The 15,044-nt window shown below is 71.9% G+C and carries 15 protein-coding genes; 6 read left to right on the top strand and 9 right to left on the bottom strand.

Annotated features, from left to right (window positions below; all coding sequences use genetic code 11):
• Positions 1–69: 69 nt before the first annotated feature.
• Entirely contained in the window at positions 70–993 is a 924-nt protein-coding gene (locus tag G401_RS0100525; protein ID WP_027340950.1) for an NADP-dependent oxidoreductase, read from the bottom strand.
• Positions 994–1,091: 98 nt separating this feature from the next.
• On the opposite strand from G401_RS0100525, the gene G401_RS0100520 reads away from it, so the two are divergent.
• The 3 genes from G401_RS0100520 (at position 1,092) to G401_RS57000 (ending at position 4,134) form a co-directional block, all read left to right on the top strand.
• The gene (locus G401_RS0100520) at positions 1,092–1,496 is read left to right on the top strand and encodes a winged helix-turn-helix transcriptional regulator (RefSeq protein WP_027340949.1); all 405 of its coding nucleotides are present in this window, start codon (positions 1,092–1,094) and stop codon (positions 1,494–1,496) included.
• A 91-nt stretch (positions 1,497–1,587) separates the two neighbouring features.
• Positions 1,588–2,076: a BMP family ABC transporter substrate-binding protein gene (locus tag G401_RS42565; RefSeq protein WP_051365966.1), complete on the top strand. Its 489-nt coding sequence runs from the start codon at positions 1,588–1,590 to the stop codon at positions 2,074–2,076.
• A 183-nt stretch (positions 2,077–2,259) separates the two neighbouring features.
• Complete coding sequence (locus tag G401_RS57000; protein WP_051365965.1) at positions 2,260–4,134, top strand: serine/threonine protein kinase; 1,875 nt, start codon at positions 2,260–2,262, stop codon at positions 4,132–4,134.
• 30 nt (positions 4,135–4,164) lie between these two features.
• On the opposite strand, the gene G401_RS0100505 is transcribed toward G401_RS57000, so the two are convergent.
• The gene (locus tag G401_RS0100505; protein ID WP_027340948.1) at positions 4,165–4,671 is read right to left on the bottom strand and encodes a PaaI family thioesterase; all 507 of its coding nucleotides are present in this window, start codon (positions 4,669–4,671) and stop codon (positions 4,165–4,167) included.
• A 55-nt stretch (positions 4,672–4,726) separates the two neighbouring features.
• Here G401_RS0100505 and G401_RS0100500 point away from each other — a divergent pair, with 55 nt between their 5' ends.
• On the top strand, positions 4,727–5,215 hold the full coding sequence (locus tag G401_RS0100500) for a winged helix-turn-helix transcriptional regulator (RefSeq protein WP_027340947.1): 489 nt from the start codon (positions 4,727–4,729) through the stop codon (positions 5,213–5,215).
• Positions 5,212–6,828 carry an acyl-CoA dehydrogenase family protein gene (locus G401_RS0100495; protein WP_027340946.1) on the top strand — a complete coding sequence of 539 codons (1,617 nt, stop codon included), beginning with the start codon at positions 5,212–5,214 and terminating at the stop codon, positions 6,826–6,828. Before G401_RS0100500 ends, G401_RS0100495 begins: the two co-directional genes overlap by 4 nt.
• A gap of 6 nt (positions 6,829–6,834) precedes the next feature.
• Here G401_RS0100495 and G401_RS42555 read toward each other — a convergent pair whose 3' ends face one another.
• From G401_RS42555 to G401_RS0100465, 5 genes are all read right to left on the bottom strand, one after another.
• The gene (locus G401_RS42555; RefSeq protein ID WP_169734120.1) at positions 6,835–7,578 is read right to left on the bottom strand and encodes a tyrosine-protein phosphatase; all 744 of its coding nucleotides are present in this window, start codon (positions 7,576–7,578) and stop codon (positions 6,835–6,837) included.
• Positions 7,579–7,789: 211 nt separating this feature from the next.
• Positions 7,790–9,367, bottom strand: coding sequence for a citramalate synthase (gene cimA, locus G401_RS0100485; RefSeq protein ID WP_027340945.1), 1,578 nt, complete (start codon positions 9,365–9,367; stop codon positions 7,790–7,792).
• 1,123 nt (positions 9,368–10,490) lie between these two features.
• Positions 10,491–11,138, bottom strand: a complete 648-nt coding sequence (locus G401_RS0100475; RefSeq protein ID WP_027340944.1) for a TetR/AcrR family transcriptional regulator — start codon at positions 11,136–11,138, stop codon at positions 10,491–10,493.
• The gene (locus tag G401_RS42550; protein ID WP_211240636.1) at positions 11,105–12,418 is read right to left on the bottom strand and encodes a methyltransferase family protein; all 1,314 of its coding nucleotides are present in this window, start codon (positions 12,416–12,418) and stop codon (positions 11,105–11,107) included. Before G401_RS42550 ends, G401_RS0100475 begins: the two co-directional genes overlap by 34 nt.
• Positions 12,415–13,368 carry a hypothetical protein gene (locus G401_RS0100465; protein ID WP_051365963.1) on the bottom strand — a complete coding sequence of 318 codons (954 nt, stop codon included), beginning with the start codon at positions 13,366–13,368 and terminating at the stop codon, positions 12,415–12,417. The genes G401_RS42550 and G401_RS0100465 overlap by 4 nt, the downstream gene beginning before the upstream one ends.
• 153 nt (positions 13,369–13,521) lie before the next feature.
• Between G401_RS0100465 and G401_RS0100460 the strand changes: the two genes are divergently transcribed.
• Positions 13,522–13,845: a hypothetical protein gene (locus G401_RS0100460; RefSeq protein WP_157545137.1), complete on the top strand. Its 324-nt coding sequence runs from the start codon at positions 13,522–13,524 to the stop codon at positions 13,843–13,845.
• A 105-nt stretch (positions 13,846–13,950) separates the two neighbouring features.
• Here the strand turns inward: G401_RS0100460 and G401_RS0100455 are convergent, their stop codons facing one another.
• Both G401_RS0100455 and G401_RS42545 read right to left on the bottom strand, forming a co-directional pair.
• The gene (locus G401_RS0100455; protein ID WP_027340941.1) at positions 13,951–14,445 is read right to left on the bottom strand and encodes a GNAT family N-acetyltransferase; all 495 of its coding nucleotides are present in this window, start codon (positions 14,443–14,445) and stop codon (positions 13,951–13,953) included.
• A 51-nt stretch (positions 14,446–14,496) separates the two neighbouring features.
• A complete protein-coding gene (locus G401_RS42545) occupies positions 14,497–15,036 on the bottom strand; it encodes a HEAT repeat domain-containing protein (protein ID WP_051365962.1) in 540 nt (179 codons plus the stop codon).
• Positions 15,037–15,044 lie beyond the last annotated feature (8 nt).

Below are 15,044 nucleotides of genomic sequence, written 5' to 3'. Positions count from 1 at the left end.
GGCGTTGGAGAACGTGACCCGAGGGTAGGGTGTCGATGGGAGCGCTTCCATCGACATCTCACGCTGCGGTCAGGGCTCGATCACCAGGCCGCCGCGTACGCCGCCGCCGGCCAGGCGCTGGTAGGCGGTCACCCCCTCGCTGAGCGGGTACGCGTCCGCGAGGCGTACCGAAAGCGCACCGGAATCGACCGCGCTGACCAGGTCGGCCAGGACTTTCCCGTCGGGCGAAACTTCCACGGCGTCGACCCGGATGTCCCGCTCGGACGGCGGGACGGCGAACCGCAGCGCGCTGAGGAACGTGCCGCCGTCGCGTACGCCCGCCAGTGCCGGTGCGCCCACCAGGGCGGTGTCGAAGACGGCGTCGAAACCGCCCGGCTCCAGGTCGCGCAGCGCGGTCGAGAGGTCGGCCGACCGGTCGACGAAGCCGGTCGCGCCGGACTCGCGTACCCGGGACTGGTCGGTGGCGGCGGCGATGCCGGTGACCCGCAGGCCGCGCGCGGTGGCGAGCTGGACGGCGAAGTCGCCCACCCCGCCGGCCGCACCGGTGACGGCGAGCGACGCGCCGTGCGGCAGGGCGAGGACGTCGAGCGCGGCGGCCGCGGTGAGCGCGTTGAGCGGCAGGGTGGCCGCGGCGGCGAGGGGCACGGTGGCCGGTGCCGGGGCGAGCTGCGCGGCCGGGACGACCACGTACTCGGCGTGGGCGCCGTGCCGGCCCGCGAACCAGAACGAGAGGCCGACGACGGGGTCGCCGGGCTCGAAGCCGCCGCCGGGCGTGTCCACGACGCCGGCGAAGTCCCAGCCCGGGACGTATCGCGTGCCGTCGTCCGGCGTGACGTCCGCGAACGCGCCCGCCACGGTGGCCAGGTCGACCGGGTGGACGCCCGATCCCCGCACGCGTACGCGTACCTCGCCCGGAGCGGGCTCGGGCAGCGGCAGGTCGGCGACGGACAGGGCATCGGGGCCGGTGGGACGCGTGAAACTGAGGGCGCGCATCGCGATCTCCTTCGTGAGCAGTGCTTGTGGCACTAACCGTAGGAGAGTTACTCTCGTGCGGAAAGAAGGTACCTGCGAGTGCGTAACGGAGCCTGAGGATGCCTACTGCGACCGCGGCGGACCGCCGGGCGGCGGCCAAGCACGAGTACAACGCTTTCCTGGCGATCTGCCCGAGCCGGCGCCTGCTCGACGCCCTCGCCGACAAATGGGTCTGCCTGGTGATCGCCGCCCTGGCCGGGGGCCCGCGCCGGTACAACGACCTGGGCCGGGACATCGCCGGCGTCAGCCAGAAGATGCTGACGCAGACCCTGCGCACCCTCGAACGCGACGGCCTGGTCGCGCGCACCGTCACCCCCACCGTTCCCGTACGCGTCGACTACGAGCTGACCGAGCTGGGCAGCAGTCTGCTCCCGGTGACCCGGGCCATCAAGGACTGGGCCGAACTCCACATGGACGAGGTGGAGAAGGCGCAGGCCGCGTACGACGGCCGCAGCGCGTACTAGCCCCGGAGCGCGTACTGGCCACTGAGGACGGGGGCGCGGGGGAGCGGCCCGGGCGGGTAGTCTCTCGCGCGTGGATGCGGCATGGTCTTGGGTGAAGCGGGAACGCGTCTGGGTGATCGCCGCGGTGGTCGTCGTGATCGCCGCGGTGACCTGGATCGTCTGGCCGTCGAGTGACGCCGAACCCCGTTCCCGGCAGTACAAGGAGACGGCGGCCTGCCTGCTGACCGACGACAAGGGCCTGAACGACGCGGGGGCGGCCGCGGTCTGGGCCGGCATGCAGAAGGCGTCCGAGCAGACCCTCGTACGCGTGCAGTACCTGACCGTCACCGGGGCGCAGACGACGGCGAACGCCGAGACCTTCCTCGGTACGTTCACGCAGTCCAAGTGCGCCGTGATCCTGGCGATCGGGACCGCGCCGACACAGGCTGTGCCACAGGTGGCGCCGCGCTTCCCGAACATCAGGTTCGTGACGGTCGGCGGCGGCGCCGCGGGGGCGAACGTGTCGGCGGTGACCGGCGACGCGGCCGCGTTCCAGCAGGGCGGCCACGACGCGGTGGTGGCCGCCGCCGCCCAGTCCTGACCCGCACTTCCCCGTCTGCGCCCCGTCGCCGTCCCGCCGGCGCCGAGGCGGACTGTCGCGTGTGGACGCCATACAGGGCGTGGGCGGCGGGAACGGGAGAAGTACGCGCTTCGTCCGAAGGGTGATTTACGGCGCGCGGCCGGTGGTGACATGCTGTCGCAGCGAGTGCGCGGGGAGGAAACGATGGCGGGGGTGCAGGCGCTGCGGAAGGCCGACCGGACGGAGGTGGGCGGATACCGGCTGCTGGGCAGGCTCGGCGAGGGCGGCATGGGCACGGTCTACCTGGCCGAGGACGCCGCCGGTACGCGGGTCGCGCTCAAGGTCATCCGTGACCACCTGCTGGACGAGCCGGAGTTCCGCAACCGGTTCCGGGGCGAGGTCGAGCGGGTCAAGAACGTCCCGCCGTTCTGCACGGCCGAGGTGCTCGACGCCGACCCCGATCACGAGCCGCCGTACCTGGTCGTCGAGTACGTCGACGGGCCGAACCTGTCCGAGATCGTGAACGAGTCCGGTCCGCTGTCGGCGACCGCGCTGCACTCGCTCGGCCTCGGCGTGGCCACCGCGCTCACGGCCATCCACAACAGCGGCGTGATCCACCGCGATCTGAAGCCCGCCAACGTCCTGCTGCCCCGGGGCGGCGTCAAGGTGATCGACTTCGGGCTGGCCCGCGACACCGGCGCCGGTTCGAGCCAGATGACCAAGTCCGACCAGGTGATGGGCACGATCCCGTACATCTCGCCGGAGCGGCTGGCCGTGTCGGGCGCCGAGATCACCACGGCCTCCGACGTGTTCAGCTGGGGTGCCGTCATGGTCTACGCGGCGACCGGGCGTACGCCGTTCGGCGCGGAGACCCCGGCGACGACGGCCATCCGCATCCTGACCGAGGAGCCGAACCTCGACGGCGTGGCCGAGCCGCTGCGCGCGATCGTGGCCCGGGCGCTGCAGAAGGACCCGGCGGCCCGGCCGAGCGCCCGGGACCTGCTCGATCAGCTCGTCTCGCTGGGGGCCACCCGCAACGTGCCGACCGAGGTGCTCCGGCCGGCCGAGGCGGCGCAGGCCATGGAGCCGTCGGCGTCCTTCCTGGACGGTGCGCTGCACGATCCCGGGGCGACCGGCGCGTACACGGTGCGGACCCGGGACCGGCGGCGCGCCTGGCTGGCGGCCGGGATCGGCGCGGTCGCGGCCGTGGCCGTCGCGGGCGTCGTCCTGGCGACCAACGTCCTCGGCAACCCGGGCACGGGCGCGAACGGCCCGCGGTCGACCACGACCCCGACCGTCGAGGCGCCGTCGCCCTCGCCGTCACCGTCGCCCTCGCCGTCTCCCTCCGCGTCGCCGCTGCCCCAGATGACCGTCCCGGACGGGTGGCTGACGACCATCCCCGACGATCCGCTGACCGAGGGGCTCTACTGGGCGGCCGGGTCCGGCACCACGGGCGCCTGCATCTTCGACCAGGGTGGGCTGCAGGTCACGGCGAAGCTCGCGTACCAGTGCGCGCGGGCGCGCGGCGCGGCCCAGCAGGATGTCGGCCTGAGCGTCAACGTCCAGTTGCAGACCAAGGACGCCTGCGGGGCGCTGTGGTTCCGCTACAGCCCCAAGACCGGCGGGTACGTGCTGCGTGTCTGTTACGACGGCGTCTACCTCGACGAGTACCGGCCCAACCCGGCGAACAGCCGGGCCACGTGGCAGCGGACCAACCTGCGGGTGTTCCCGTTCCCGCAGTCGCAGGTACTCGACGTCGGCCGCGTGATCCGGGTCGGGGCGATCTTCGACGGCGACCACGTCAAGGTCTATGTGGACGGCGCCTTCCAGGGCGAGTACGCCAGCGTCCGGCTGGACACCGGCGTCCCGACGCTGGGCATGTTGCAGGCGAAGAGCGCGTCGTCGCCGATGGCGGTGCTGTTCAGCCACGTGACGCTGCTGTCGCCGCCGATCGGCCTGACCAGCCCGTCGCCGTCGGTGTCGGCGGCCGTCTCGCCGTCGGCCTCGCCCTCGGCGTCGCCGTCCGCGTCGCGCAGCCCGTCGCCGTCCGCGTCGGGCACCCGCAAACCGGTCTCCTGAGCATCTCCCGCGCGTCGTCGGCGCTCCTGCTCAGGCGGCGCCGAGGTCGAAGATCATGCAGCTGGACGTCGCGTGCGCGAGCAGCCGGTCCTGCTCGTCGAAGAGCTGCGCCTGCGCCAGCGCCGTACGCCGGCCCTTGCTGAGCACCGAACCGGTGCAGCGCAGCAGGCCGGAGGCGACCGTGACCGGGCGCAGGAACTTCGTGGTGAGGTCGAGCGACGTGTAGCCGACGCCGGGCGGCAGCGTGGAGTGCACCGAGCAGGCCGCGGCCGTGTCGAGCAGGGTGGCGATGACCCCGCCGTGGACGCCGCCGAGCGGGTTGTAGTGGAACTCCTGGGCGCGCATGTACACCGTGACGCTGCCCTCGACGGCCTCCATGCGTTCCATGTCGACGAGCTTCATGATCGGCGGGGGCGGCAGCTCGCCCGCGATCATCATCCGGAACAGCTCGATGCCGCTGAGCCGGAGCAGTTCGGGGCCGTTGGCCAGGGGGTCGGCCCAGTCGAAGGTACGCGAGCGGGTCTGCGTCTGCGTCATGGACTCAGCCTGGCAACGCTTGCTGAGTCTGTCAAGAAGACTTAGGTTGTCTCACATGACGGCGACACCCGGCACCCGTCCGGCCGCGCTCGACTGGTCGATGGGCAACTGCACGATCGCCCGCGCGATGGGCGTCCTCGGCGAGCGCTGGACGCTGGTCGTGCTGCGGGAGGTCTTCAACGGCGTACGCCGCTTCGAGGACATGCGCAAGCACGCCGAGATCCCGCGCCAGGTGCTCACCAACCGCCTCGCCACGCTCGTGGAAGCCGGCGTGCTGCGCCGCGAGCCCTACCGCGAGCCGGGGGAGCGGTCGCGGCACGAGTACCGGCTCACCGAGATGGGTTTCGACATCTACCCGATCCTCATCGCCGTGGCCGATTGGGGCGATCGCTACCTCGCCGACCCCGAGGGCTCGCCGCTGACCCTCACCCACCGCGACTGCGGCGCGGCCGTCCACCTCACGCTCGCCTGCGAGGACGGCCACGAACTGCACTCCACCCGCGAGGTCGCGCCTCGCCCAGGCCCGGGAGCCCACCGCCGATGACCCACACCGTCTTCAACCAGGTCCCCCCGCTCACCGGCCACGACCTCGCCGCCGATCCCGTTCTCCTCGAAGCTCTGGTACGCGAGAACGCCGCGTACCACGCCGGGGCGCTGCACGAGCTCGGGCGGGTCGCCGGGAGCGCGGAAGCCCAGCTCTGGGCCGACCAGGCGAACCGGAACGAGCCGGTGCTGCGTACGCACGACCGGGTCGGCAACCGCATCGACGAGGTGGAGTTCCACCCGGCCTGGCACAGCCTCATGAAGGTGGCCGTCGAGGCCGGGCTGGCCGGTGCCCCGTGGGCCGACGGGCGACCGGGTGCCCACGTCGCCCGCGCCGCGAGCATGATGGTGTGGGGGCAGGTCGAGCAGGGCCACATCTGCCCGATCTCCATGACGTACGCGGTCGTCCCCGCCCTGCGCGCCCAGCCCGATCTGGCCGCCGTCTACGAGCCGCTGCTGACCGGCCGCGTCTACGACCCCGGCCTGCGTACGCCGTCCGCGAAGACCGGTCTGCTGGCCGGCATGGGCATGACGGAGAAGCAGGGCGGCTCCGACGTACGCGCGAACACCACCACGGCGACCGACGCCGGCGACGGCACCTGGCGGCTGCGCGGCCACAAGTGGTTCACCAGCGCGCCCATGAACGACCTGTTCCTCGTGCTGGCCCAGGCGCCCGGCGGGCTGTCCTGCTTCCTGGTGCCGCGGGTCCTGCCGGACGGCACCCGCAACGTCTTCCGCATCCAGCGGCTGAAGGACAAGCTCGGCAACCGCAGCAACGCCAGCAGCGAACCGGAGTTCGACGGCACCGTGGCGTGGCTCGTCGGCCCGGAGGGCAGGGGCGTACGCACGATCATCGAGATGGTGACGATGACCCGGCTCGACTGCGGGCTCGGCTCGGCGGCCGGGATGCGGGCCGCCCTGATCCAGGCGACGCACCACGCGCGGCACCGCTCGGCGTTCGGCGGCCCGCTCATCGGGAAACCGTTGATGCGCAACGTCCTCGCCGACCTGGCGCTGGAGTCCGAGGCGGCCACCACGCTCATGATGCGGGTCGCGGGCGCGGTCGACCGGGGGGAGCAGGACTTCCAGCGGCTCGTCACGGCGGTCGCCAAGTACTGGATCTGCAAGCGCCAGCCGGTGATGGTCGCCGAGGCGCTGGAGTGCCTGGGCGGCAACGGTTACGTCGAGGAGTCCGGCCTGCCGCGGCTCTACCGCGAGGCGCCGCTGAACGGGATCTGGGAGGGCTCGGGCAACGTGACCGCCCTCGACGTGCTCCGGGCCATCGCCACGCGACCGTCCACTCTGGAGGCGTACACGGCGGAGGTGTTCCCCGCCATCGGCACCGACGGGCGGCTCGACGCGGCCTGGACCGACCTGCGCAAGATGCTGGCCGGGCTGCCCACCGACGGATCGGCCGAGTACCAGGCGCGGCACCTCGCCGAGCGGCTGGCCCTCGTCCTGCAGGCCGCCCTGCTCGTCCGGCACGCCCCGAACGCCGTGGCTGACGCGTTCTGCGCGTCCCGGCTGGGCGACCAGGCCGGGCGGGCGTTCGGCACGCTGCCGCCCGGGCCGGCCCTGGAACCGATCCTCGCCCGGATCCCGGGCCTGCTGTGAGGGCGCCTAGGCGAGGAACTTCGCGCGCAGCCGGTCGGTCGTGCCCGCGGCCAGGCCCGCCCCGGTGAGCAGCTTCTCCACCGAGCCGAACTCGGCCCGGATCTCCCGCAGCGCCGTCGCCATCGCCTCGGGCGGCGTGGACACGTAGTAGGGGACCGGCGCCTTCGCGGCGAACCCCGGAATGTTCGTCCGAGCCCAGGTGGCGAAGGCGTTCTCGGTCAGCTCGGTCAACGCGTACTCGTGGGCGATCTCGTCCTCGTCGACGCCCAGCAGGTCCAGGACGAACGCGACGACCGTGCCCGTGCGGTCCTTGCCGGCCACACAGTGGACCGCGACCGGGCCGGTCTCGGGGTCGGCGACGAGTTCGACGACGCCCGCGATGTCGGCCGCGCCGGACCGGGCCAGCTCGCCGTAGCGGTCGGCCAGGTAGCGGGCGACCCCGATCCGCTCGGTGTAGTCCTCGTGCCGCCAGTACGGGTGGCGCAGATGCCGGTGGAAGTACGCCGGCGCCGCCCATTCCGGGGCCCGGCCGCCCACGCTCACCTCTTCGGGCCGCCGCAGGTCGATCACCGTACGCACGCCGAGCGGCTCGTACGCCGGGCGGTCGGGGTCGCCGAGGCGGGACAGGGTGTCGGACCGGTAGAGCAGGCCGGGGCGCAGGGTGCCGCCGTAGCGGCTGGTGAACCCGCTCACCGCGCGGAAGTTGAACACCGCGGCGAACGGCACGAAGGGCGTCGACGGGATCGTCACGCGACCCAGGCTACCCAGCGCGTACGACATCGCGTGGCCACCCGGGAACCGTCCCGAATAATGCCCGAGGCCGGCCCGCGCGGCGGTCTCCCATGGCGGCGGCGCGGCCGGAGCCGTGCCGCCGCCACACCTAGGAGAAACCTCAGTGTCCGCTGAGGACGGGCCGTCGTCCAGGCTCTCTTCGAATATCTCCCTGCAGTTCCTGCGAGGATCAGGCGGCGGCCCGGGCGTGGGCGAGACCGTAGCCGAGCGCGTCCACCAGGGCGTGCCAGCTGGCCTCCACCACGTTCTCGTGGACGCCGACCGTGGTCCAGGCCGCCCCGTGCTCGTCCGTGGTGCCGACGAGCACCCGGGTGATCGCGCCCGTGCCGTGCGACCCTTCGAGGATGCGTACCTTGTAGTCGGCCAGTTCCAGCCCGCCGAGCTGCGGGTAGTGCCGGGCCAGCGCCTGGCGCAGCGCCTCGTCCAGCGCGTTGACCGGGCCGTTGCCCTCGGCCGTCGCGATGACCCGCTCGCCCTTGACGCGTACCTTCACCGTCGCCTCGGAGACGACGGCACCGTCCTCGCGGTGTTCCACGATCACCCGGTAGGACTCCAGGGTGAAGGGGGCCGCGCGGCCGCCGAGCGCGTCGCGTACCAGCAGCTCGAAGCTGGCGTCGGCGGCCTCGTAGGACCAGCCGGCCGCCTCCCGCTGCTTGATCGTCTCGGTGACCTTCTGCGCCACGTCCGGGCGGCCGGCCAGGTCCAGACCGAGCTCCTTGCTCTTGAGCTCGATGCTGGCCCGGCCGGCCATCTCGGTGACCAGGATCTTCATGTCGTTGCCGACGACCGCCGGATCAATGTGGTTGTAGAGGGCGGGATCGTGCTTGATCGCGCTCGCATGCAGTCCCGCCTTGTGGGCGAAGGCCGCGTGACCCGCGTACGCCTGGTGGGTGTCCGGGGCGATGTTCGCGATCTCGGCGATGGCGTGCGAGACGCGCACCATCTGTTCCAGGCAGCCCTCCGGTAGGACGGTCATGCCCAGCTTCAATTGGATGTTGGCAACGCACGCGAAGAGGTCCGCGTTGCCGGGGCGCTCGCCGTAGCCGTTGGCGGTCCCCTGGAAGTGCCGTACGCCCGCCTCGACCGCCGCGATCGTGTTGGCGACCGCGCAGGCGGTGTCGTTCTGGGTGTGGATGCCGAGCCGTTCCGGGGTGACGCCGACCCGCGTGCAGACGTCGGCGACCGCGGCCGTGATCCGGGACGGGAGCATGCCGCCGTTCGTGTCGCACATCACCGCGATCTCGGCACCCGCGTCGAGGCCGGCCCGCACGACCGAGGCGGTGTAGTCCGGGTCGTACCGGAAGCCGTCGAAGAAGTGCTCGCAGTCGAGGAACACCCGCCGCCCGTTCTCGACGAAGTACGCGACCGTCTCCGCCACCATCGCGAGGTTCTCCTCGGGCGTGGTACGCAGCGCCTTCAGCACGTGCCGGATGTCGGACTTGGCGACCAGTGCCACGGCCGGCGTACGCGCGTCCATCAGGCCCTTCACCAGCGCGTCGTCCTCGACGGCGGTGTTCGCCTTGCGGGTCATCCCGAACGCGACCAGGATCGCGTGCCGGAACTCGATCTCCTCGCGGGCTCTTCGGAAGAACTCCACGTCCTTGGGCATCGCCCCGGGCCAGCCGCCTTCGATGAAGCCGACCCCGAACTCGTCGAGCAGCCGGGCGACGGCCAGCTTGTCGGCGACCGAGTAGGTCAGCCCCTCCCGTTGCGCCCCATCCCGCAGCGTCGTGTCGTACACCTGCATCTGTGGTCTCCTTCTGGGCGGCGTCACGTCGATGGTCCCCCGGAAAACAAGAAGACCCCCCGCGAATGCGGGAGGTCTGCGCGTCGGCGGGGGCGGTGGTCCGCCCGGTCACATCCGGCGCGCTAGCTGCCAATAATGAGGGCAAGCCGAGTCACGACGACCAGCCTGCCACTCGCCGTCACCAGATGGAAACACCATCCCATGATTCGGTCCATGTCCTTTTCCAGGATCATCGCGAAGGCCAGGCTTGGCCTTTGTCGCGACTGTCCGATTCATGAGTCGGCGGGGGTGATCGTTGACGGCTCCGGAGCGCGCTGACCGGCCCCTGGCTACACCCGACGCGTAAACGATCATGCATCAGGTGGCCGTTTTCGCACCTCAGCCGTGAATGATCAAGAAGTCGGTGGTCGCTTTTCGCCTGGCGGAAGATCGTTCCCGCATCGCGGGCGACGGCTGACGGCGGAGCGCCTTGGCCGTGATCCACGGCGCCGGGATGTAGAAACCGCATCCTCGGTCAAGATCCAAAGTGGTGCGGATGCGGGAAATCGGCCCTTGGCGACATCTCGGCCGCTGTGGATCACGAGGATGGCCCCGAAAACTACATCCCCGCCGCGAACGATCACCGATGGCGTCGGCCCGCCCGACCCCGTATCGGACAGTCGCGACAAAGCCCGGGTGGGCCTGGCCATGCGCTCGTCATGATCGCGTCGAACTCCTTGATCATGTAACGCCATTCCGGCAAGAAAGCGCTCTCCTGCCGATATGGCGTTACATGATCAAGCCCAACCAGTCCCCGCTGCCGGAATAGCGTTACATGATCAAGGCGGCGGGTGCGCTCCCGGTGCCCATGTCGGACAGTCGCGACAAAGCCCGACCCGACCCGCCCCCCCTCACCCGAGCCGCCCCCGCCACGCCCATCAACCCCCAGCGACGATCTTGCGCGAATGTCCGGGCAATCCGGGTACTCCGGACGAAATTCGAGACATTCGCGCAAGATCGTCGGTCGCTTTGGGTGCAAGTCGGACAGTCGCGACAAAGGCAAGAGGGGTGAGCCGCGACAAAGGCAAGGGGGCGAGCGGCGACAAAGGCAAGGGGGCGAGCGGCGACAGGAACAAGAAGGGGATCAGGCGGGTCGTCGGCGGGCGGTACGCGTGATCCGGGCCCGTACCGCCCGCCGCGCGACCGGGCCGAGGTCGTCGACGATCTCCATCAGGACCCCGAGCTGCTCCAATGCCGTGAACGCGGACGCCGCCCCGGCCGGATCCACGCCGTCGTACATCTCCAGGCCGATGAAGGAGGCGGACACCGCCCGGGCCAGGCCGGCCACGTCGGTCACCTCCTCCAGGGGCGACCCTTGCAGGAGCCGGGCCAGCGTCGACTCGATCGGGGCCATCCACTGCGCCAGGGCCGCGGCGCAGGCTGTGGCGAGGACTTCGTTGTTGCGGGCGCCGGCCAGCATCTGGGCCAGCAGGTTGACGTTGCCGAGCGCGCGTTCCTCCTCGTGCAGTTCGCGTCCGACGACGAGCAGTTCGCGCAGTGACCGGACGGCCGCCAGCCGGTCCGTGTACGCCGCGACCCGTTCGGCCGTCGACCGCTCGGCGGCGGCCGTGAGCAGTTCGTCGATGCTGCCGAAGTGGTAGAAGATGAGCGCCTGGTTGACCCCGGCGGCGGCCGCGATCGTGCGGGCCGACGTCGCCGCGATGCCGTGCGTGCGTACGGTCTCCAGGGCGCCGTCCATCAGGCGGATCTTCGTGTCGGGCTTGCCGGGCATGCGGCCTCCGTCTCGGGCCCGGCGTAACGCGGTCCGAGACCGAGCGCGTCCAGCACGAGCTGAATGAACCTGTCCAGTATCGGCAACCGGAGCGCGCCGCCGATCAGCGCCCAGCCCAGCGGCGCGTGTTCGAGCGCGCGGGCCACCGCGGCGACGCCGTCGGCCCGGTAGCCGTCCGCGTCCTCGTAGCGCACCCGCCAGAGGCCGCCGTCGTACTGTTGCGCTGCGCGGAACTCCAGGCCCACCGGCCGGGTCCGCGCCACGAGCTGCCGTGTCCGCTCGCACGGCCCGCACCCCTCGGCGAAATAGATCGTCGCCCGCGCCGTCCGATAGGGCACCCGCCGCGGCCGCCAGTCCCGAACCTCCTTCCGGTACGCGTACCAGGGTGCTCCGAGGCGTTCGGCGAGGTCGGCGTGCTCGTGGAAGCCGGCCAGGGCGATCGAGAAGAGGGCGCCCGACCCGGCCGCTCCGGCGAGCACCCAGCTGCGCAGGACCGCGGCCTCCAACAGCAGCAATCCGATCGCGCTGAGCTGCATCGGATTCGCCACGTACGCGTACGGCCCGGTGGTGACGAGGCGGACGGGCGGGTCCCAGGGGAACGGCGTACCGCCGCCTCGGGTGACGAATTCGCGGACGGCGAGGATCGCGGGGGCCGCGACCACGGCGGCGGCCTGGGCGGCGAGCCCGCCGGTGAACGGCGTCCACGTGGGCCAGTGGGCGTGACCGGTGGCGGCGGCGACGTCCGGGACGAGCCACAGCAGCAGGCCGGCGAAGAGGGCGACCTGCAGCGTGGCGCGTGCGGGGAGCCGCCGGCGCTCGGCCGTCCAGACCCCGAGCAGGATGGCGGGCAGCGCGACCAGCAGCAGGCCGGCGGCCTCGCCGAGGAGCCAGCCGTCGCCGAGCCGGACGAGCGGGGCCAGCCGGGGCATCGCGAGCACGTCGATCCAGCCCGCGACCAGGACCGCGACGGCCGGCCGCAGCCACCGCCGCAGCAGCACCGGCACCGGTCCCCACAGGACGGCCCAGCCGATCCAGAGATCCACCGGCAGCCCCGCGTACGCGCCGCCGAGCGGGGCGTAGCTCCACCAGCCGAGCCGCTGGGCGAACCAGTGCAGGCCGGCGAGCCCCACGAACGCGGCGCAGTACGCGAGCAGCAGCGCACCGGCCTCGCGCCGCCGGTCGGTGTGCCCCCGTTGGACCGCCGCCCGGCCGGTGCCGAGCCAGGCGACGATCAGCACACCGGCCGGCAGCGCGAGGACCGCGTACCGGACCAGGGTCATCGCAGGTCCAGGCTGTCGAGGAGGTAGTCGCCGCCCTCGTGCATCAGGCCCTGCTGGATCGGTCCGAAGTACCACGACGGGTCGAGCCCGCGGCGGAACGTGATGCTCAGGCGTACGGCCGTGCGGTCGCCGTCGGCGTGCCAGTCCAGCGTCGCGGACTGGAAGGCCACCCAGCGGTGGGTGATCGAGGTGTCCTCGACGAACGTGAAGGCGAGATGGCCGTGCCCGGGATCGGACTCGCTCACCGCCGCCACGAGCTGCCCGCCCGGGCCGTGCGAATCCCCGTGGTAGCAGAACGTCCACTGCGCGCCCGGGGCGATGCTGATCCCCGAGATCGTCGCGGGCGCGGGCATTCCGAGCGCCCGCAGGATCAGCGGCTGCGTCGCCACCGGGTGCGGTCCACGTTCGACCAGCCGCGTCACGGTCGCCATGTCCGCCGCCACCGTACGCTCGACCGTCACCGTCTGGACCGGCTGGGCGCGCAGCCCCGGCGACACCCCTTCGAGGCCGCTGAGCAGGACGATCGGCAGGATCGCGTACGCGCCCGGCCGCTTGCGCGCGTACTTGGCGATCACGACGGCGACGGCGGTCACCGCGTACACGAGCGGGGCGGCCATCAGGACGCAGATCGCGCCCTCGTGCAGCCAGATCGCGGTGATCAGCAGGCCGACGCTGACCGCCTTGAACGCGGTGCCCTCGAAGCTGCGCGCCGGCGGCGTGAACACGACGGCGACCGCCACGAGCGCCGGCAGCCCGACGAACAGCAGCGCGCTGTTGCGGCGGTCGGGGTCGCCGAGCGTCCACGCGAACGAGATGACGGCCATCACCAGGATCACGATCGCCAGCACCGTCCGAGCCCCTTCGTGCTGACGCCGGGCGAGCTCGTCCTTCTCGTCCGGCTCGGTCGGCTGGGGTTGCGGCTGCGCGGGGGGTTTCCACTGGTCAGACATGTGTCCTCCATGCCGTACGCGATTATTTGAGCGAGTGCTCAACGAAGCATAGGGCATGTTTGAGCGTTCGCTCAAGTAGGTGTGTCGCGGAGCGATCCCGGGCTGCCGGGCGTCTACCGTGCGAAGAGGACCGTCCGCGGATCGGAGGACGCCATGACCGTTCCCACACTCGCCCGGCTGCGCCCTGACCTGGCCGGCGCGGCGGCGGGCTTCGGCATCCACCTCGCGATGGCGGCCGGCGTCCTCGTCCTGGCGGTCGCCGGAACCGACGGGACAGGCGCGGACCGCCGGATGGGCGTCCAGCTCCTGGTCCTGGCTGGACTCGTCCTCGGCACGCCGGTCCTGCTGGTCGCCGGCGGGGTGCTCGCGCTGATCCGGCGTACGCGTGCCTTCGGCATCGGGCTCCTGGCCGGCACCGCCGCCGGGGCCGCCCTCCTCGTGGCCCTCGCCCTCCTGCCGGTGGCAGCCGCCCCCTGATCCCGTTTGGATCAGGGAAATCACCCGAATCATGGCCCAAGATTCGGGTGGAAAACCTGATCCAAACCGGATCATGGCCCCGGCAAGCGGGGGCCGGTTAGCGGGTCAGCGGATGAGGCGCTGTTCCGGGACGCCGGTCTCGTGGTCCAGGCGGGTGACCGTGTCGGGCACGAATCCGGCCTTGTCGTAGAAGGCCAGCGCCTGCTCGTTGGGTGCGTACGCGTACACGCAGACGGGGTTGTAGCCGCGGGCGACCAGGTCCTCGACGGCGTGCCGGAAGAGCCGGGCGCCGAGGCCGGTGCCGATGAAGTCCGGTTCGATGTAGAGGCCGTAGACCTCGGCCGCGTGCCCGCCCAGGTCGGCGTCGGGCGCGGGGCCGGTGCGGCAGTAGCCGATCAGACCTTCGTCGTCGACGATCCACAGCCGGTGCTCGGCCGGCACCTCTTCGAGGTATTCGGCCCAGTCGGCGGCTTCCTCGTCCTCGTCGAGGGCGGTGAGGTACGCGTCCGGCAGGATCCCGGCGTACGCCGAGCGCCAGGCCCGGACCTTCAGGTCGGCGATCGCGGTCGCGTCGTCGAGGCTCGCCCCTCGGATGATCACGTGTTGAGCATAGGCCCGCGGCCGGGCCGGGACATCCGGAAGTGCGAGCCGTCAGAGCACCCGGTCCAGGCGTACGGTCAGCCGGTCGAGGGCCTGGTCGGCGCGCATGCGTACGTCGTGGTCGACGTCGTCTAGCAGGCGGCGCAGGACGGCGGCGTGCTCACCTTCGCCGACGATGCCGAGGGCTCGCGCGGCGGCCGCCCGGACGCGCGGCGTCGGATCGGTCGCGAGGGCCGCCAGGTGATCGGCCGCCTCGCCGATCTCCCTTTTCGCGCAGACCTTGGCGGCCATCTCGCGTACGCGCCACGACCGGTCGGCGAGCGCCTCGACCACGGCCGGGCCGGCGGCCGGGTCCCAGACGTAGAGCAGGGCGCGCGCGGCCCAGACCTGCGGCCAGTAGGGCTGATCACCGACACCGCGATCGATGATCATCTGGGCGTGCGGGCCGCCCAGGCAGAGCAGCAGGTCCTCGTCGGTCACGGGCGAGCCGAGCAGCACGGGTACGCACATCCAGGCGAGGTCCGGGCCGCCGTACCGGGCCGCCGCCTGCCGGATGCGGATGCCCGGGGACGCGTCGACGGGGATCGTCATTTTCCCAG

Origin of the sequence: Hamadaea tsunoensis DSM 44101, from assembly GCF_000428945.1 — a bacterium.
GTDB lineage: Bacteria > Actinomycetota > Actinomycetes > Mycobacteriales > Micromonosporaceae > Hamadaea > Hamadaea tsunoensis.
This window is presented reverse-complemented; position numbering and strand designations above follow the sequence as displayed.

Bases quoted from the DNA above. Each gene is read 5' to 3' on its own strand.
- G401_RS0100495 (WP_027340946.1), top strand. From the start codon at position 5,212: ATGACCCACACCGTCTTCAACCAGGTCCCCCCGCTCACCGGCCACGAC.
- G401_RS57000 (WP_051365965.1), top strand. From the start codon at position 2,260: ATGGCGGGGGTGCAGGCGCTGCGGAAGGCCGACCGGACGGAGGTGGGC.
- G401_RS42545 (WP_051365962.1), bottom strand. From the start codon at position 15,036: ATGACGATCCCCGTCGACGCGTCCCCGGGCATCCGCATCCGGCAGGCG.
- G401_RS0100500 (WP_027340947.1), top strand. From the start codon at position 4,727: ATGACGGCGACACCCGGCACCCGTCCGGCCGCGCTCGACTGGTCGATG.
- G401_RS42550 (WP_211240636.1), bottom strand. From the start codon at position 12,418: ATGACCCTGGTCCGGTACGCGGTCCTCGCGCTGCCGGCCGGTGTGCTG.
- G401_RS0100525 (WP_027340950.1), bottom strand. From the start codon at position 993: ATGCGCGCCCTCAGTTTCACGCGTCCCACCGGCCCCGATGCCCTGTCC.
- G401_RS0100465 (WP_051365963.1), bottom strand. From the start codon at position 13,368: ATGTCTGACCAGTGGAAACCCCCCGCGCAGCCGCAACCCCAGCCGACC.
- G401_RS0100475 (WP_027340944.1), bottom strand. From the start codon at position 11,138: ATGCCCGGCAAGCCCGACACGAAGATCCGCCTGATGGACGGCGCCCTG.
- G401_RS0100505 (WP_027340948.1), bottom strand. From the start codon at position 4,671: ATGACGCAGACGCAGACCCGCTCGCGTACCTTCGACTGGGCCGACCCC.
- G401_RS0100520 (WP_027340949.1), top strand. From the start codon at position 1,092: ATGCCTACTGCGACCGCGGCGGACCGCCGGGCGGCGGCCAAGCACGAG.
- G401_RS0100460 (WP_157545137.1), top strand. From the start codon at position 13,522: ATGACCGTTCCCACACTCGCCCGGCTGCGCCCTGACCTGGCCGGCGCG.
- cimA (WP_027340945.1), bottom strand. From the start codon at position 9,367: ATGCAGGTGTACGACACGACGCTGCGGGATGGGGCGCAACGGGAGGGG.